Below are 16,503 nucleotides of genomic sequence, written 5' to 3'. Positions count from 1 at the left end.
TGGCGGTTTTTTTATGGAAAATATTTCTAGTTTCTAGTTTCTAGTTTCTAGTTTACTCGCCTTTTGCTCTTCCTCGAGCCTCGTCCCTTAAAACTCCCCCCTAATTTTAATACTTAATATAACGCTGCGTCATCGGATCCCACTTATACGCCCGTAGCAAGGTATCAGCAGCATGCTCAATGTCATCAAGGATCAGGTGCACGTCTTCGTCACGAATGCTTTTCAGCTTGGATAAACGGTGATAGAAAATCGTCCACGATACGGTGGCATCATCCCAATAAATCACTTCATCACCCTGACTGCCTTGGGTTACAAAAATATACGCGGGCGGAGAAATCGGCGGTGTTGGTGAGCGATGAGTTTCTTGGCAATGAGGTTCATGGTGTCGTTGGATTTCCTGTTCAATTTCATTGACCAAGGTTTGATTGCCCGCGCCACAGGCAGACAGGCTGATCATCACCTCGCCATTGTATTGATCCATGTCTTTAAACAGCGGATCCATCGCCATGAACAGGTGTTGCCAATGGAGAAAGTCCCGCCCGAATGAGACGCCGCGCTCGTTACCATGCGCAGACAGGTGAATACACAGTGGGCGCTGTTTGCTGCGGGTGACATGGATGTTATCGATAGAGGAGATATAGTCGCAGTACTTCTCTAAATCCTCGGCACAATAGGCGGTTAAGATCGCCACTTCATGACCAATGATATGGCAGATCTTTTCGAGTGCTTTAGCTTCAGATCGGTCTTGCAGTAAATCCATGGGGCCAACACACTCGATAATAAAAAGGCGGATTTTATCGCTCATGGGGGACACTTCCTTGGTCGTGATCTTGGTGTGTCGAAGACACTAAAACGACCGTGAGCGGAACGCTAATCTAAGGGAGGGGTTTTTCGAGTGAGTCGACACAAAGGGGGAGGAGATGCCCATGTCCCACGCCCGTAAGCGTGGAAGAGATGGGCGCAAACTTAATCGTTGAGCGGACTAAATGTGACGGTGGTTTTAAACTGTTGGTCATCATCATCGGCGGTGAAAAACCAGCGCATGCGTTCACAAATGCGTTCCACAATCACCAGCCCGCAGCCATAGCCGGCATTGTAAGTTTCATTCCCTTCGTGGCGGTTAATGATGGTTAATGTCTCGCCCGCTAATTGAATATAAATGTCTCCGACACTGTAACTGAATGCATTTTTGATCAAGTTATTGATGATAATGGTAATGAAGCTTTCGGGGGCCACCACTATTTTTGATGACAGCACGCGTAAATCGTAGCTGGCATCTTGTTTGGCAAACAGCGGGGCTAATGCTTCCAATTGTTGGCGTAACTTCTGTTCTAAATCATGCTCACCTAAGTGATGCGGTTCCACGCTTTCTTTACCTAGTAACAAGAAGGTTTCGGTTAATACCCGCATTTCTTCGCTGGCTTTGCCTACCCGGTCAATGGCTTTTAATGCCACAGCGGGTTGATTGGGGACTTTATTCAGGAGTTCCGCCGATCCCTGAATCACCATGATAGGTGTGCGTAGTTCATGTGAGGCAAAGCGGCTGAATTCTTTTTCCCGTAGGAAAAAGCTGGCAATGTTACTTTTGCTGTCTAGCAGGGTTTGTTCAATTTTACGGGTTTCGTTATACGCCGTTTCGACCTTGAAATAGGGTTGATCCGGTGGCATTTGTGCCACTTTTGCTTCAATGAGACCCAACGGTTTAGAAATAGTGCGGACAAAGTAAATACCGTACATTGCCATTCCCAGCGACACGAGTATGCCGAATAAGAAGGTGAAGGAATGCAGGCTGTCTTCATAGCCATCGAGGTAATCATCGGCATCATCTTGAAACAAGACATACATTAAGCCTTTACCAGAAGGGTGTCGAAAGGCAATAAAGTGCTTGTCTTCCTCGCCGAGTAAGTGCTCATAGAATCCCGGTTTATTGTAGGCATGCAGCCAGCTTGGCATTTTGCCTTCGCTCCAGTAACTGCTGAACTCGTCACTGTTGGGCAGCGGAGTGTTTTCTTTGTGTACCCGGTACTCATCGACAAAGCGCTCGGCTTCTGCATCTAACCAGTGATGCAGGCTGATGATCTCTAACTGGTTCTCGGCAATATAAATCACCGACCAAAACAGAGAGAACATAGCGAATGTCATGATGCCAAAGCTCCAGCGGATCTTGCGATAGATGCTGGGAAAATGGTTATGCTTTAATGCGGTAGCCTTGTCCATGAATGGTCTCTAATCGTGAATGGTCAAACCCTTTGTCGATGGCATTGCGCAAGCCATAAATATGGCTACGCAGGGCATCGCTTGATGGCGATTCATCGCCCCATACCGCCTCAATCACCTCTTGGCGGCTGACAATGCTGGGGGCTTTGCGCAGTAGTGCTTTCAATATCTTGTATTGAATACGACTGAGCTTGATAGGGCGGCCATCGCGGGTCACTTCATCAGTACGGGTATTCATGCTGATATCCGCAAACGTGAGCGCGCCAATGTCTTGTCGTGGACCACGGTTGTTTAACGCATGCAGACGCAACAGCAGCTCTTGCATCGCAAAGGGTTTCATCAGGTAGTCATCGCCTCCGGCTTTAAAGGCAGCGATCTTGTCATCCAGTGAATCTTTGGCGGTCAGGAATAAAATCGGGGTCTGACAGTAGTGTTCTTCCCGCATTTTGGTGACAGCCGTGATCCCATCCATTTTCGGCATCATGATATCCATGATGATCACGTCATAATGCTGTTCTGCCACGCGCGCGATGGCGGCTTCGCCGTGGTACGCGCAATCAATGGTGATCCCTTCCAGTTCCAGATAGTCAGCAATGGTTTCCACCACGCTGTGGTTGTCATCGACGATCAATACTTTCATAAGATAATTTCACTTTTCTTCACGACTACTTCACGTTTCTAGGTGTAATATACCGCCTACAAAAACAATATTCCTTAGCTCATAGGTGTTTAGATGAAAAAATTGGCATTGGTATCGATGATTGGCTTGGTTCTAGCGGGCTGTGGTGGCGGTAGCGACGACAATGGTGGTTCGCAACCAGATGCGCCAAAGACTGTCATCGGCACCGTTGAGCACGCAACAGGAAATCGAATTGTCGTTAACGGCGATGATTACATGGTTAACTCTGTTGACTATGCCGGCCGTTCAAATGTTCTGCCAGTTGCTTCACTAACGAATATGATGGTGAAGTTCACCGATACGGATAGCCCAACAATTAACGTTCAGCTTGAGCCGACAATGTTTGGTCAAATCCAAGAGATTAATGGTAATACCTTTAAGGTCAATGGCCTGACACTAACATTCAATGGCTTAACGAGTGATATTAATGAAGGTAATTGGGTAATGGTATCTTCTTTACCTACGCTTGCCGATGGTTACAATGGCTACAAGGTGTTGTCAGTAATCAAAGTTGAATTAGAAGGTGATGGTATTGATGTTGAGTCTGAAATTGAAGGCCGTATTTCAAGCATTGATATCAATGCTGGTTCCTTCAAGCTAGGTGCAGCAACACTAACAATTAACTACAGCGGTGTATCTGGCTTAGAAGTTGGTCAATGGGTTGAAGTTGAGGGTCAATTTGTTGGCAATGAATTTAACGCCAAAGAAGTGGAAATTGAGAATTACGATGACCTAGGTAATAACGAAGCTGAAGTTGAAGGCTTTGTTACTTGGGCTGCGGCAGATGGCTCTGCGTTCCAACTGAATAACCAAGGCCGTATCTATATCAATAAGCATGGTATTGTGACAGATTTTGATGATGGTCTAATGGGGAATTTGGAACAAGGTGATCAAGTTGAAGTTGAATTCATTAAGAAAAATAATGAACTAGTTGCAACGGATGTTGAGTTTGAAACTAAAGGCTCTTGGAATAAAGAAGTGGAAGCTGAAGGTATTGCGACCGTTATCGATCAAGATGCGGGCGAGTTTTCAGTGTACGATGAAGAGTCGCGTAAGTCAGTGAAGTTTGTTACTGATAGCAATACAGTGTTTAAAGGCGTGCTAATGACAACGCTTAATGGCACTCGTGTAGATGCTGAGGCTGTTGTAATTGGCGATAAGAACGTTGCACTTGAAGTTAAGATTGATCACGACTAATCACCAAATCATCATCCTAAGTTTGTAAATAAAGCGCCCTTGTGGCGCTTTATTTGTATATGCCTCAGGCGTATGGTCTCCCCATCAAATTCAACCTAGTTAATGAGTTTAGAAGGGTGTATGAAGACATTGAGTATTGCCGTGGCATTGAGTGTGTTATTGAGCGGATGTGGCGATAAGGCCACTGTGCCGGTCTCCCATGATACGCCGACCGACAGCACCGTTTCGGGTGTGATAGAAGCGGCCTCGGTCTATGACATGACCCTTAATGGGACCACGTACCCGACTCAAGACGCGGAAGCGAACTACGAAGGCCAATATTACAATGTCACGTCCGTGAAAAAAGGCATGGCTGCCACGCTGCAACTTGCCAATGATAAGGTGACCGACATTTCGCTGGATCCGGCATTCGCGGGACTCGCTGTATTGAATCCAGAAAATGAGTTGTTGATGAATGGCACCCAAATCCGGATTACCGATCCGCAAGTGTTTACCTTAGATTACCGATACGGTGGCGGCAGCTTAGGCTGGGTGATGGTCTTTGCGCATTTGGATGATCAGGATCACTGGGTGGTCACCAATGTGTCCCCCGTGGATGCCATGCCAAATGCAGAAATGGAAGGCAAGGTATCGCATTTAACCCGTGACCACTTCCAACTTGATGGTGCGAAGGTCGCTTACTCAGCATCAATGGTGGCAGGCGATAAACCGCTAGCAGAAGGCATGTATGTGCAGGCGTTCGGTCAATTTATCAACGACCAACTCAGCGCGAATCGGATTGATATCAAATAGTGGTATAACAGCGCGGCAAGCAAAAGCGACGAGAGTGGCGTTGTGCGCTGTGATAAAGATCGGTATAGATCACAGCGTTAATATTGGTTACTCTGAAATGACTGCGACCAAACAGGATAGAAGAATTCAGAGATGGAAAGTATAACGTTACAGCCGATACACAAGATTAACGGCACGGTGAACCTGCCGGGTTCAAAGAGTGTCTCGAACCGCGCTTTGCTATTGGCGGCGTTAGCAACAGGGACGACGCGACTGACCAACTTGCTCGACAGTGACGATATTCGTCATATGTTGAATGCGCTGCAGGCTCTAGGTGTGACCTACCACTTGTCTGCCGACAAAACTGAATGTGAAATTACCGGCCTTGGCGGGGCGTTTCAGTCCACAGCGGCGCTGGAACTGTTTCTCGGCAATGCAGGCACCGCGATGCGTCCGTTGGCGGCTGCACTGTGTCTGGGCAACGGTGAATACGTGTTGACAGGTGAGCCGCGCATGAAAGAGCGACCGATTGGCCACTTGGTGGATGCGCTGCGCAGTGCGGGCGCCTCTATTACTTACCTTGAGAACGAGCATTACCCACCGCTTAAAATCAGCGGTACAGGGTTAAGTGGCGGAGAGGTTGAGATTGACGGGTCGATTTCCAGTCAGTTTTTGACTGCGTTCTTGATGGCTGCACCTCTTGCCAACGCAGACACTGTGATCCGCATTAAAGGGGATTTGGTGTCTAAGCCGTATATTGATATCACCCTGCACATTATGGCGCAGTTCGGTGTCACGGTAGAAAACCATGATTACCAACAGTTTGTGGTAAAAGGTGGCCAGACCTACGTCTCACCGGGGGATTTCCTTGTTGAAGGCGATGCGTCATCGGCGTCGTACTTCTTAGCCGCGGCGGCGATTCGTGGCGGGGAAGTGAAAGTGACCGGCATTGGCAGCAAGAGTATCCAAGGGGATGTGCAGTTTGCTGAGGCGTTAGCTGCCATGGGCGCTGACATCGAATGGGGGGATGACTACGTGATTGCGCGCCGCGGCGAACTCAATGCGGTGGATTTGGATTTCAACCATATTCCTGATGCAGCGATGACCATTGCCACGACGGCTTTGTTCGCCAAAGGCACAACGGCCATTCGTAACGTGTACAACTGGCGCGTGAAAGAAACGGATCGACTGACGGCGATGGCGACAGAGTTGCGTAAAGTCGGAGCAGAGGTGGTTGAAGGGGATGATTTTATTACCATTACCCCGCCAGCAACGTTGCAACACGCCGCGATTGATACCTATGATGATCATCGCATGGCGATGTGTTTCTCGCTGGTGGCATTAAGCGACACACCCGTGACGATCAATGACCCAAAATGTACGTCCAAGACTTTCCCTGACTATTTTGAGAAGTTGGCTATACTAAGCCAATAATCGTCTTGGGGCGGTAGGATGACACTGTAACACCCGCCACTGTTGGCGGGTGTTGTTTTTTGGTGCGATTAGAGAGGAAGTGAGGATTACTGATTGGTATCAGTGGTATTTTCCCGTATAATCTGCCCCCGCAAAAAAGATGTAATACGTATCTGCATTTCGCCAGCGTTCGATGGGGTGTTGATGGGTATTACTGCTTACGTTAGAACAAGTTCGGAGAACACTTATGTCAACTCATGCTCCAGTGATCACTGTCGATGGACCAAGCGGTGCAGGTAAAGGCACCCTGTGTATGTTATTGGCAGATAAACTGGGCTGGAAACTGCTTGATTCTGGCGCAATTTACCGTGTACTCGCATTGGCTGCTATTCATCACGGTGTAGAACTTGATTCGGAAGACGCGCTTGTGCCCTTGGCCGCGCATCTTGACGTTCAGTTCATCGCTGAAGGCGATCTCGTCAAGGTGATCCTTGAAGGGGAAGATGTGTCAGGTGAACTTCGTAAAGAAGAGACGGGCATGGCAGCATCAAAAGTGGCGGCATTGCCACGTGTACGTGAAGCGCTATTGCGTCGTCAGCGTGCATTTAGCGAAGCACCAGGGCTGGTAGCGGATGGCCGAGATATGGGCACCGTTGTCTTTCCGCAAGCAGAAGTCAAGATTTTCCTCGATGCCAGTGCAGAAGAACGTGCGAATCGTCGCATGAACCAGTTGCAACAGAAAGGCTTAGATGTTAACTTTGACCACCTTTTGAAAGAAATTCAAGAGCGCGATGATCGTGATCGCAACCGCGCGGTTGCTCCCCTTCGTCCCGCTGACGATGCACTAGTGCTCGATTCAACGTCAATGACGATTGAACAAGTCACCGCACAAGCATTAGCGTATATTGAAAAGAAATTGTCTGCTGAATAGTTCAGTAGACGGCGTCGGTGTCACGGATGATAACTGACATTACTACCAACCCCATGCGGTAGGATACCCATGGTTGTTAATCAGATTGAAGATTAAATAATGACTGAATCTTTTGCTTTACTCTTTGAAGAGTCTCTAAACGAACTAGAAACACGTCCTGGCGCGATCGTTAAAGGTACTGTTGTAGCTATCGAAAACGGTTACGTACTAGTTGACGCAGGCCTTAAGTCTGAGTCTTCTATCCCAGTTGAAGAATTCAAGAACGCCGCTGGCGAACTAGAAATCGAAGTTGGTGCAGAAGTTGACGTTGCTCTAGATGCAGTAGAAGACGGCTTCGGTGAGACTAAGCTATCTCGTGAAAAAGCGAAGCGTCACGAAGCTTGGATCGTTCTAGAAAAAGCTTACGAAGATGCTGAAACTGTTATCGGTATCATCAACGGTAAAGTTAAAGGCGGCTTCACAGTTGAACTTAACGGCATCCGTGCGTTCCTACCAGGTTCTCTAGTAGACGTTCGCCCAGTTCGTGACACAGCTCACCTAGAAAACAAAGAGCTAGAGTTCAAAGTAATCAAGCTTGACCAGAAGCGTAACAACGTAGTTGTTTCTCGTCGCGCAGTTATCGAATCAGAAAACAGCGTTGAGCGTGATGAACTTCTTGCTTCTCTACAAGAAGGCATGGAAGTTAAAGGTATCGTTAAGAACCTTACTGACTACGGCGCATTCGTTGACCTTGGCGGTGTTGATGGTCTACTACACATCACTGACATGGCTTGGAAACGCGTTAAGCACCCATCTGAAATCGTTAATGTTGGCGACGAGATCAACGTTAAAGTTCTTAAGTTCGATCGTGAGCGTACTCGCGTATCACTAGGTCTTAAGCAGCTAGGCGAAGATCCATGGGTAGCAATCGCTAAGCGTTACCCAGAAGGTACTAAACTTTCTGGCCGTGTAACTAACCTAACTGATTACGGCTGCTTCGTAGAAATCGAAGAAGGCGTTGAAGGTCTAGTACACGTTTCTGAAATGGATTGGACTAACAAAAACATCCACCCATCTAAAGTTGTTAACGTTGGCGACGAAGTTGAAGTTATGGTTCTTGATATCGACGAAGAACGTCGTCGTATCAGCCTAGGTCTTAAGCAGTGTAAAGCTAACCCATGGCAGTCATTTGCAGAAATGCAAGCTAAGGGCGACAAAGTAACTGGTAAGATCAAGTCTATCACTGACTTCGGTATCTTCATCGGTCTTGACGGCGGCATCGACGGTCTAGTTCACCTATCTGACATTTCTTGGAATGTTGCTGGTGAAGACGCAGTTCGTGACTTCAAGAAAGGCGACGAAATCTCTGCTGTAGTTCTAGCGGTTGACGCTGAGCGCGAGCGTATCTCTCTTGGTATCAAGCAAATCGACGAAGACCCGTTCAACGGCTACGTTGCAGCTAACAAGAAAGGTGCTCTAGTTAACGGTACTGTTACTGCTGTTGACGCTAAAGGCGCAACTGTTGAGCTAGCTGAAGGTGTTGAAGGTTACCTACGTGCTTCTGAAGCATCTGTTGACCGTGTTGAAGACGCAACTCTAGTTCTTTCTGTAGGCGATTCTGTTGAAGCTAAATTCACAGGCGTTGACCGTAAGAACCGCGTAGTTAACCTATCTGTTCGCGCTAAAGACGTTGCTGAAGAGCAAGAAGCAATGGCTACACTGAACAAGCAAGATGATGCTGCGTTCGGTAATGCTATGGCTGACGCTTTCAAAGCTGCTAAAGGCGAATAATTGAGCTAAGGGGGAAGATTTTTCCCCCTAAGCGGTTATACTATTGAGAAACATACTAAAAACGGAGTGTTTATGACAAAGTCTGAATTAATTGAAAGGCTGTGTAGTCAACAAACACATCTTTCTGCCAAACAGGTAGAAGATGCAATCAAGGATATCCTTGAGCATATGGCAACCACTCTTGCTGAGGGTGATCGTATTGAGATCCGTGGCTTTGGTAGCTTCTCTCTGCATTACCGTGCTCCACGTGTGGGTCGCAATCCTAAGACTGGGGACAAGGTTGAGTTGGACGGCAAGTACGTTCCTCACTTTAAACCGGGCAAAGAATTACGTGACCGTGTTAACTCTGCAATAGCAGGTTAACCACGTATCGAACATAAAAACGGCATACTGCTTAGTATGCCGTTTTTTTATGCTTATTGATCATGGTCTGATGAGCCAAAATCTTGCATAATCAGGCATGCCATCTGTTTAAGTGCCTGTTACGTTTTCCGTTAGCGCATTGACGACTTCAGATTGGTATCATCAACGTTTATTGAGTGAGAAGGATTCACGATGAAGAAGATACTGACTGCATTGACAGTTGTTCTATTGGTTGGTTGTTTCTTTGTAGCCATGGCTTTGGGTACGCAGAATCAACAAATGATCAATTTTGATTTTCTGATTGCACAGGGAGATTTCCAGCTGTCGACACTGTTGGGAATTGCATTCGGTTCCGGTTTTGGGATTGGTTGGCTAATTTGCGGCCTGCTATACCTGAAAGCGCGCTTTGCTAGAAACCGCCTGAGAAAGAAAGTCCAGAAACAGCAAACAGAATTAAATCAGCTTCGTGCCGAACCTGTAAAGGAATAATCATTAATGCTAGAGCTGTTGTTCCTGCTTTTGCCTATTGCTGCCGCCTACGGCTGGTACATGGGTAACAGGAGCGCTAGTAATAAACAACAGGAGCAGTCTCACCACATGTCACGTCAGTACGTGACGGGGTTGAACTTGCTGTTATCGGACCAATCCGATAAAGCGGTTGATGTCTTCATCGAGCTGCTCCAAGTTGATAGTGAAACGATTGATACCCACCTTGCACTCGGAAACTTGTTCCGCAGCCGGGGGGAGGTTGATCGCGCCATTCGTATTCACCAGAATTTGATTGCTCGTCCAAACCTGACGATTGATCAACGCAATCTGGCGTTACAGCAATTAGCGCAAGATTACATGGCCGCGGGCTTCTTTGACCGTGCAGAAAAGATTTTTGAACAACTGCTGGATGAGCCAGACCACCGTAAAGGCGCGTTGCTGCAGTTACTGACCATTTATCAGCAAACCCGTGAATGGGAGAAAGCCATTGACGTGTCCACGCAGCTGGTAAAAATGGGCAAGAGTAAGCTTAAGCACGACATTGCGCACTATTGGTGTGAAATGGCCATGCTGGAAATGAGCGCGCAAAACCCAGAGAAAGCCAAGCAGCTATTGAAGAAGTCGCTCGCCGCCGATAAAACCTGTGTGCGTGCCTCTATCATGCTGGCGAAGATTTTGATCTCGGAAGACGAGTACAAAGCCGCTGCTAAACAGTTAGAGCGTGTGGCAGAGCAAGACATGGACTTCATTGGTGAAGCCTTGCCGTTACTGCTCGAATGCTACGAAGCGACCAACAGCGAGACGGCATGGCTGAAGTACCTGCGTTATTGCGTGGAAGAAAAAGCCGGTTCTACCGCTGAACTGATGCTGGCCGATGAAATCGCCAAGCGTGAAGGGGCCATTATGGCGCAGTCTTACATGACGCGTCAGTTGCAGAAAAACCCGACCCTAAAAGGCTTCTACCAGCTAATGGATTACCATTTGGATGAAGCAGAAGAAGGGCGAGCGAAAGAAAGCTTGATGACCTTGCGCGGTATGGTAGGCGAGCAATTGAAAATAAAGCCGCATTACCGTTGCCGCCAGTGTGGTTTTGCCACGCATTCGCTGTATTGGCAATGTCCATCCTGTAAGGGATGGGGCACGATCAAGCCGATCCGTGGCCTTGACGGTGAGTAAGAGTAAGCACCTGTCTCAGTTGGTCATAACGGCATGCATCATGATATGAAGACCCTAAAAGCCTATTCGTTTGAATAGGCTTTTTGCTATGTGTCATCGGCCTAATGTGCGGCGTGATCATCGCCGGGAGCAGTAAGTATTGATGGGTTGTTGAGTTATGTGCGGCTAACAAACGATTGGCATTGATAGATAACTGTTGTTTTTGACGCTTAGGTGCAGCAAAGCAATAATTGTTCGCATAATTCATCTTTTACTGTACAATCCCGACCGCGCCCAGCATACCGGGCTTGATTGACCTATAACTTAGCAGGAGATGCCATGTTAGACCCAAAAGTGATTGTTGCTCTTGATTACCCAAGCCAGGAAGAGGCATTGGCCTTTGTGGATCGCATTGAGCCGGGTAGCTGCCGATTGAAAGTGGGCAAAGAGATGTTCACGTATTTTGGCCCTGACTTTGTGCGTCAGCTGCAAAACCGCGGCCACTCTGTCTTCCTTGATTTGAAATTCCACGATATCCCAAATACTTGCTCTCACGCTGTGCGTGCAGCGGCAGAGTTGGGTGTGTGGATGGTGAACGTGCATGCATCAGGCGGTGAACGCATGATGGCTGCGTCGCGTGAAATCCTTGAGCCGTACGGCAAAGATCGTCCGTTACTGATCGGTGTGACTGTGCTAACCAGCATGGAAGCGTCTGATCTGCGTGGTATTGGTATTCAGTGTGAGCCACAAGAGCACGTATTGAACTTGGCGCGCTTGACCCAAAACAGCGGCCTAGACGGTGTGGTGTGTTCGGCACAAGAAGCGAGCCTGCTAAAAGGCGAGCTAGGCCAGTCATTCAAATTGATCACTCCAGGTATTCGCCCTGCGGGCAGCGAAGCTGGTGACCAACGCCGTGTGATGACCCCAGTTGAAGCGGTACAAGCCGGTTCTGACTACTTGGTGATTGGTCGTCCGATTACCCAAGCGGCGGATCCTGCTGCGGTACTGGCTGCGATCAACAAAACGCTGGCTTGATATAATCAGCGATAGCAAAGATTAAAAAGAAACAGGCCCTTGTACACACAAGGGCCTGTTTTTTATGCGCAGTGTAACGTGCGATAGCAGTATGCGCAGATATTCAGAAAAAAGGATTAGGCTTTTTTCACAAACGCCGCAGTGACCATCATGTCGCCAGCGCCGTCCATTTTGCAATCGAGCTGATGGTCTTTGCCTTCCACGATACGCTTAATTACCGCTTTGGTGCCAATCTTCAACACCAACGAGCTGCCTTTCACTTTTAAATCTTTTGCAACGGTCACTTTATCGCCTTCGGCCAACACGGTGCCATTTGCGTCTTTCACCATGAAGGTGTCTTCTACGGCATTCGGATCCCACTCATGGGCGCACTCAGGGCACACCAACTGGTTTTGGTCAGGGTACACGTATTCAGATTGACAGTTTGGGCAAGGTGGAAAAGACATAAATAACCACGCATTCATGGAATAAGATAAACAGAGGCGGTCATGATAATCACTAATACCGCCTTTGGCGATCAGATTGTCGTCCTCTTTAATCTGGGTAAATCACAATACCGAGCGTTTCGAGTAACTGTTCTTGTTGCCAAGCGGCGATCTTCACCCCAGTCATGTCCACTTTTCGTGGATCCAGCCCATCAAGCTCGGCATGGCATAAGTTTGCGCCCTGCATGCTAAATTGTCCCCAGACATCTTCAGAGAACACGCCTCGGCTTAAATCCGACTCTTTCAATGAAGCCCCCAGCAGGTTAGTGCCAATCCATCGGTTTTCAAATAGCTCACACTTTTCCAGACAGATGCGCTCCATATTGGCATACGAGAGGTTGCAGCCCGTAATATATGCAGAACAAAAGTACACTCGCTGACTGACTTGATTGGCAAAATTGGTGCGGAAAAAATTCGCTCCTTTTAAATCACACTCACGCAGTTCAATGCCGTAGCAATTAGCATTACTGAAGTTTGCCATGGCCAGTTGGCATTGCTGGAAGCTGGCATCGCGAAGATCGGCGTTACCAAAGTGACAACCTTCGAGATCGCCTTGTTCAATGAACTTACAATTAATGAATGTTGTCTCACGCAAGTTGGCGCGTTGAAAGTCACAACGAATAAAGGTACAGCCGGTAAACGTGAGTTCGCTTAAATCTTGGCGGGAGAAGGCGTGAAACTGATAAGTGTGATCGTTCGTTTTCATGATGGCTCCTTGTTAACATGTTGGCAAGGTTACCACTGTGCTTAACGGTGCGCACGAAATTAAATTCGTTAAAAATCATGATTTTAAAAGTGCGTTTTTTACTGCCTTAAAGGGGGCAAATCAGCGTGTAGCGCGATGATCGTCGGGTTTTTAGTAGCGCCATCGATGAAAAAAGTTTGTCTCGTTATCGTGTGATACACGAGATTAATCTTATCGTGGACGATAACAAACCCGTAGGTTGGTCATCTCAAACTGCGATATGATGCCTTCTTCCTCACTTTGATTGAAATATATATGCCTTCTTTTTCTTTTTCACAGATCCCGGTTGGGGTTAGGTTTATGGTGCTGTCCGCGTTTGGCTTCGCCCTGATGTCTGCCTGCGTTAAATATGTCAGTAATTACGGTATTCCCGTGTTTGAAATTGTCGCGGCAAGGGCATTCGTATCACTCATCATCAGTTATTTGGATGTGAAGCGAAAAGGCATTTCCGTTTGGGGAACCAACAAACCGCTGTTGTTTTTACGGGGAGCCGTCGGCACGATGTCATTGATGTGTGTGTATTATGCCGTGACGACCTTGCCGTTGGCGGAAGCCACCATTTTGCAATATGTCCACCCAGTGTTTACCGCGTTACTTGGCGTGTTGTTCCTGAAAGAGCAGATTCAAAAATCCACTATCGTCTGTATTCTGTTCTGCCTTGCGGGTTTGTTTGTGATGGTGCAGCCTAATATTCATACCAACATCGTCAATGAGCTTCCTCTGTTTAGTATCATGATTGCGTTGTGCGGGGCATTTGGTAGCTCCATTGCTTATGTGATTGTGCGCAAGTTGAGCCAAACCGAAGACAGCTCCGTCATCATCTTCTATTTCCCGTTGGTGGCCTTGCCGATTTCATTGACCCTGATTTGGGATAACTTCGTTTGGCCAAGCTTGTTCCTGACCGTCATGCTGATCTTCGTCGGCATCTTCACGCAAATTGGCCAATACGGCCTGACCAAAGCGATGCAAACGCAAGCAGCCGGTAAAGCCTCTGCATATTCTTATGTGCAAATCGTGTTTTCTGCCTTACTTGGCGTGTGGGTGTTTAATGAAATCCCGTCTGTTTGGACGTACATGGGCGGCGGCCTGATCGTGACGGGTGCGTTGATCAATGTGCTGGGCATGAAAATATTGGCGCCGTTTAAGCGAATAGCGAGGGGCTAGTTAGCGAGTATCGAGGGACTAGGAAAAGCGAGGGTTGTAGGGTGAGGAGCTGGGTGCGGTGGCCCTATGGCCCTGTGGTTGTTGGTATCAGAGGGGCTGAGTGCCCCTTCTTGTTACGGTTCATCGATATGACCTATCGATGCTTTCTACTTACGATTACGCGGTTTGGCAGCGTGGCTGATTCGGATCGCGTAACGTAATGATTGTGCCAGCCAATGTTGGCTTTTCAAATGAACCGTCACTGAAGCGGGTGTGACGAAAGTTCGTGTGGTAGAGATCTGCACGTGTGAAATCGACATTGTGCATCTGCGCGTAACTCAGGTCGGCATTGCGTAAATCGGCATCATGGAAAATCGTGCCATTCAGGTTCGCATGGCTCAAATTGGCAAACGTCATCTCGGCGTCGCTCAAGTTCGCGCCAGAGAAATTGCTACCTCGGCAATTTGCTCGTATGAAGTTCGCTCGGCAAAGTACCGCGCCTTGCAGATTCATGTGCGAGAGATCGGTATGGCTGAAAACGGCACGTTCACCGCCTGTATTTTCCAGCCACAACCGGTGTTGTTCGAGGATGTTATCCAACTCTGCTTGGGTTAATGTTTTCATTGCTACCGTTATTCATTGAGTTTGGCTTGCCATATTTCGGTATCCGCACCAACCACACATTCACCGTTCACGCGGAGTGAAAGGCGCAGCATGCACCGCTTGGTCACTTCTTGAAAATCGTCTTCGGGTAAAAATCGTACCGAGTCCACCAATGCGCGACAGTGCGGAGCTGCCTGTTCTTTCAAGGTGTAAAACACCCACTTGCCTTTCTTTTGGTGGTTCAGCAATCCCGCTTTATAAAGCATTTTGAGGTTTCGGGAGGTGTTGTATTGCGTATCACCGATAATATCCATCGCTTCGGCTACCGCGATGCACTCATCAACGTGAAGGAATAACCAAAATAAACGCAATCTGTTCGGTTCAGACAGCGCTTTAAGTGCATCAATATACTTTTCATCCATCATGGTTATGACCTTCTCATTGAATTATCGCGCCACGTATTGTGGTGGCGCGACGCATTTATATCACGTATTGGAAGATAGCCCCGCCAATAATCGCGGTTGTTAGCACGATGCCTACAAAGGCAATAACGGCCTTTCTTTTCAACACGGCTGATACTAGCGCAATTTCAGGCAAACTGGCACCCGTACCACCAATAATCAGTGCCAGTGCTGCACCTAACCCCATTCCTTTTGCAATCAATACATTAAGTAACGGAATGGCCATTTCAATGCGCAGGTAAAGTGGGATACCAATCAGTGACGCCACCACGATCGATTGCATACCGTCACCGCCGACATATTTCTCAACCAAGTCCGCAGGCAGGTAGGCCGCTGAGAATCCACTGATCGCTGCACCAAGCAATACGTACGGGATGATGCGTTTGAACAGCGACCATGCGCCAGCCATCGCATTGCGCATTCTTGAGCGTGAAGTTGGCGTGCCGCCACATGTTTTCACAGTATTGCTGCTGCAACCGGTTGTTTTCGTGTCTTCTAATTCATCACCACGTTTTATTTCATTGCGCCATGGTGATTTTGCAATCAAGAAACCGCCCAGTACCGCCGCTGTGAAGGTGATCAAGAAGTACACAACGGTGATTTTCAAACCGAACGCCGCATAAATCATGGCTAAGACAATAAAGTTACACAACGGCGCTGAAATGATGAAGCTCATTACTGTCCCGAGTGACGCGCCCATTGAAGCCATCGCCATCGTGACAGGCACCACCGCCGCACTGCAGAACGGCGTGAGCATCCCAAATAATGCACCGAGTAATGTTCCCCACTTATCGTGTTTGGTTAACGTCGCTTGCAGTTTGTCCTGGGGGATATATTCACGCATCAAGCCGGTTAACACCGACACAATGGCAATGATAACCACCAAGCCTTTGGCGACATAAAAGAACTCATTCAATGCAATCGTTAATGTAGCATCCAAAATTTTAATCTCTGACTATGGAAAAGATGCCGGATCATATACACGTATGTGTAATTGTGCAAGTGTTGGTTTGAGAGAAAGGCGAGGGGCGAGTTAGCGAGTAATG

Annotated in this window: 18 protein-coding genes; 10 read left to right on the top strand and 8 right to left on the bottom strand. The window is 47.8% G+C overall.

Annotated features, from left to right (window positions below):
- Positions 1-106: 106 nt before the first annotated feature.
- The 3 genes from ACSF8W_RS09380 to ACSF8W_RS09370 form a co-directional block, all read right to left on the bottom strand.
- The gene (locus tag ACSF8W_RS09380; protein ID WP_500847015.1) at positions 107-805 is read right to left on the bottom strand and encodes a hypothetical protein; all 699 of its coding nucleotides are present in this window, start codon (positions 803-805) and stop codon (positions 107-109) included.
- Between the two features lie 161 nt (positions 806-966).
- Positions 967-2,217, bottom strand: a complete 1,251-nt coding sequence (locus ACSF8W_RS09375; RefSeq protein ID WP_500847013.1) for a sensor histidine kinase — start codon at positions 2,215-2,217, stop codon at positions 967-969.
- Positions 2,189-2,857 carry a response regulator transcription factor gene (locus ACSF8W_RS09370; protein ID WP_500847012.1) on the bottom strand — a complete coding sequence of 223 codons (669 nt, stop codon included), beginning with the start codon at positions 2,855-2,857 and terminating at the stop codon, positions 2,189-2,191. Before ACSF8W_RS09370 ends, ACSF8W_RS09375 begins: the two co-directional genes overlap by 29 nt.
- Positions 2,858-2,950: 93 nt before the next feature.
- Between ACSF8W_RS09370 and ACSF8W_RS09365 the strand changes: the two genes are divergently transcribed.
- The 9 genes from ACSF8W_RS09365 to pyrF all read left to right on the top strand — a co-directional run bounded on the left by ACSF8W_RS09365 (position 2,951) and on the right by pyrF (position 12,020).
- A complete protein-coding gene (locus tag ACSF8W_RS09365; RefSeq protein ID WP_500847010.1) occupies positions 2,951-4,093 on the top strand; it encodes a DUF5666 domain-containing protein in 1,143 nt (380 codons plus the stop codon).
- A gap of 120 nt (positions 4,094-4,213) precedes the next feature.
- Entirely contained in the window at positions 4,214-4,885 is a 672-nt protein-coding gene (locus ACSF8W_RS09360) for a hypothetical protein (protein WP_500847008.1), read from the top strand.
- Between the two features lie 132 nt (positions 4,886-5,017).
- Positions 5,018-6,298 carry a 3-phosphoshikimate 1-carboxyvinyltransferase gene (aroA, locus tag ACSF8W_RS09355; RefSeq protein WP_500847006.1) on the top strand — a complete coding sequence of 427 codons (1,281 nt, stop codon included), beginning with the start codon at positions 5,018-5,020 and terminating at the stop codon, positions 6,296-6,298.
- A gap of 226 nt (positions 6,299-6,524) precedes the next feature.
- Positions 6,525-7,208 carry a (d)CMP kinase gene (cmk, locus tag ACSF8W_RS09350; protein ID WP_500847004.1) on the top strand — a complete coding sequence of 228 codons (684 nt, stop codon included), beginning with the start codon at positions 6,525-6,527 and terminating at the stop codon, positions 7,206-7,208.
- A 99-nt stretch (positions 7,209-7,307) separates the two neighbouring features.
- Complete coding sequence (gene rpsA, locus ACSF8W_RS09345) at positions 7,308-8,978, top strand: 30S ribosomal protein S1 (RefSeq protein WP_500847002.1); 1,671 nt, start codon at positions 7,308-7,310, stop codon at positions 8,976-8,978.
- 72 nt (positions 8,979-9,050) lie between these two features.
- Complete coding sequence (gene ihfB, locus ACSF8W_RS09340; protein WP_428477071.1) at positions 9,051-9,341, top strand: integration host factor subunit beta; 291 nt, start codon at positions 9,051-9,053, stop codon at positions 9,339-9,341.
- Positions 9,342-9,533: 192 nt separating this feature from the next.
- A complete protein-coding gene (locus ACSF8W_RS09335; RefSeq protein WP_500847000.1) occupies positions 9,534-9,830 on the top strand; it encodes a LapA family protein in 297 nt (98 codons plus the stop codon).
- A gap of 6 nt (positions 9,831-9,836) precedes the next feature.
- On the top strand, positions 9,837-11,006 hold the full coding sequence (gene lapB, locus ACSF8W_RS09330) for a lipopolysaccharide assembly protein LapB (RefSeq protein WP_500846998.1): 1,170 nt from the start codon (positions 9,837-9,839) through the stop codon (positions 11,004-11,006).
- A gap of 318 nt (positions 11,007-11,324) precedes the next feature.
- Positions 11,325-12,020, top strand: a complete 696-nt coding sequence (gene pyrF / locus ACSF8W_RS09325; RefSeq protein ID WP_500846996.1) for an orotidine-5'-phosphate decarboxylase — start codon at positions 11,325-11,327, stop codon at positions 12,018-12,020.
- A gap of 116 nt (positions 12,021-12,136) precedes the next feature.
- Here pyrF and ACSF8W_RS09320 read toward each other — a convergent pair whose 3' ends face one another.
- Both ACSF8W_RS09320 and ACSF8W_RS09315 read right to left on the bottom strand, forming a co-directional pair.
- The gene (locus ACSF8W_RS09320) at positions 12,137-12,466 is read right to left on the bottom strand and encodes a zinc ribbon domain-containing protein YjdM (RefSeq protein ID WP_500846994.1); all 330 of its coding nucleotides are present in this window, start codon (positions 12,464-12,466) and stop codon (positions 12,137-12,139) included.
- An 88-nt stretch (positions 12,467-12,554) separates the two neighbouring features.
- On the bottom strand, positions 12,555-13,211 hold the full coding sequence (locus tag ACSF8W_RS09315; protein ID WP_500846992.1) for a Qnr family pentapeptide repeat protein: 657 nt from the start codon (positions 13,209-13,211) through the stop codon (positions 12,555-12,557).
- A 294-nt stretch (positions 13,212-13,505) separates the two neighbouring features.
- Here ACSF8W_RS09315 and ACSF8W_RS09310 point away from each other — a divergent pair, with 294 nt between their 5' ends.
- The gene (locus tag ACSF8W_RS09310; RefSeq protein ID WP_500846990.1) at positions 13,506-14,414 is read left to right on the top strand and encodes a DMT family transporter; all 909 of its coding nucleotides are present in this window, start codon (positions 13,506-13,508) and stop codon (positions 14,412-14,414) included.
- A 156-nt stretch (positions 14,415-14,570) separates the two neighbouring features.
- On the opposite strand, the gene ACSF8W_RS09305 is transcribed toward ACSF8W_RS09310, so the two are convergent.
- From ACSF8W_RS09305 to ACSF8W_RS09295, 3 genes are read right to left on the bottom strand one after another with little or no spacing between them, the layout of a single operon-like run.
- On the bottom strand, positions 14,571-15,017 hold the full coding sequence (locus ACSF8W_RS09305; protein ID WP_500846988.1) for a pentapeptide repeat-containing protein: 447 nt from the start codon (positions 15,015-15,017) through the stop codon (positions 14,571-14,573).
- 8 nt (positions 15,018-15,025) lie between these two features.
- The gene (locus ACSF8W_RS09300; protein ID WP_428477063.1) at positions 15,026-15,421 is read right to left on the bottom strand and encodes an ArsR/SmtB family transcription factor; all 396 of its coding nucleotides are present in this window, start codon (positions 15,419-15,421) and stop codon (positions 15,026-15,028) included.
- 55 nt (positions 15,422-15,476) lie between these two features.
- Positions 15,477-16,397, bottom strand: coding sequence for a permease (locus tag ACSF8W_RS09295; protein ID WP_500846986.1), 921 nt, complete (start codon positions 16,395-16,397; stop codon positions 15,477-15,479).
- Positions 16,398-16,503: the final 106 nt, after the last annotated feature.

The sequence above is a fragment of the Photobacterium sp. 270122K genome, assembly GCF_059941365.1.
Note: the sequence above shows the minus strand (reverse complement) of the source record. Positions and strands in the feature narration are given on the sequence as shown.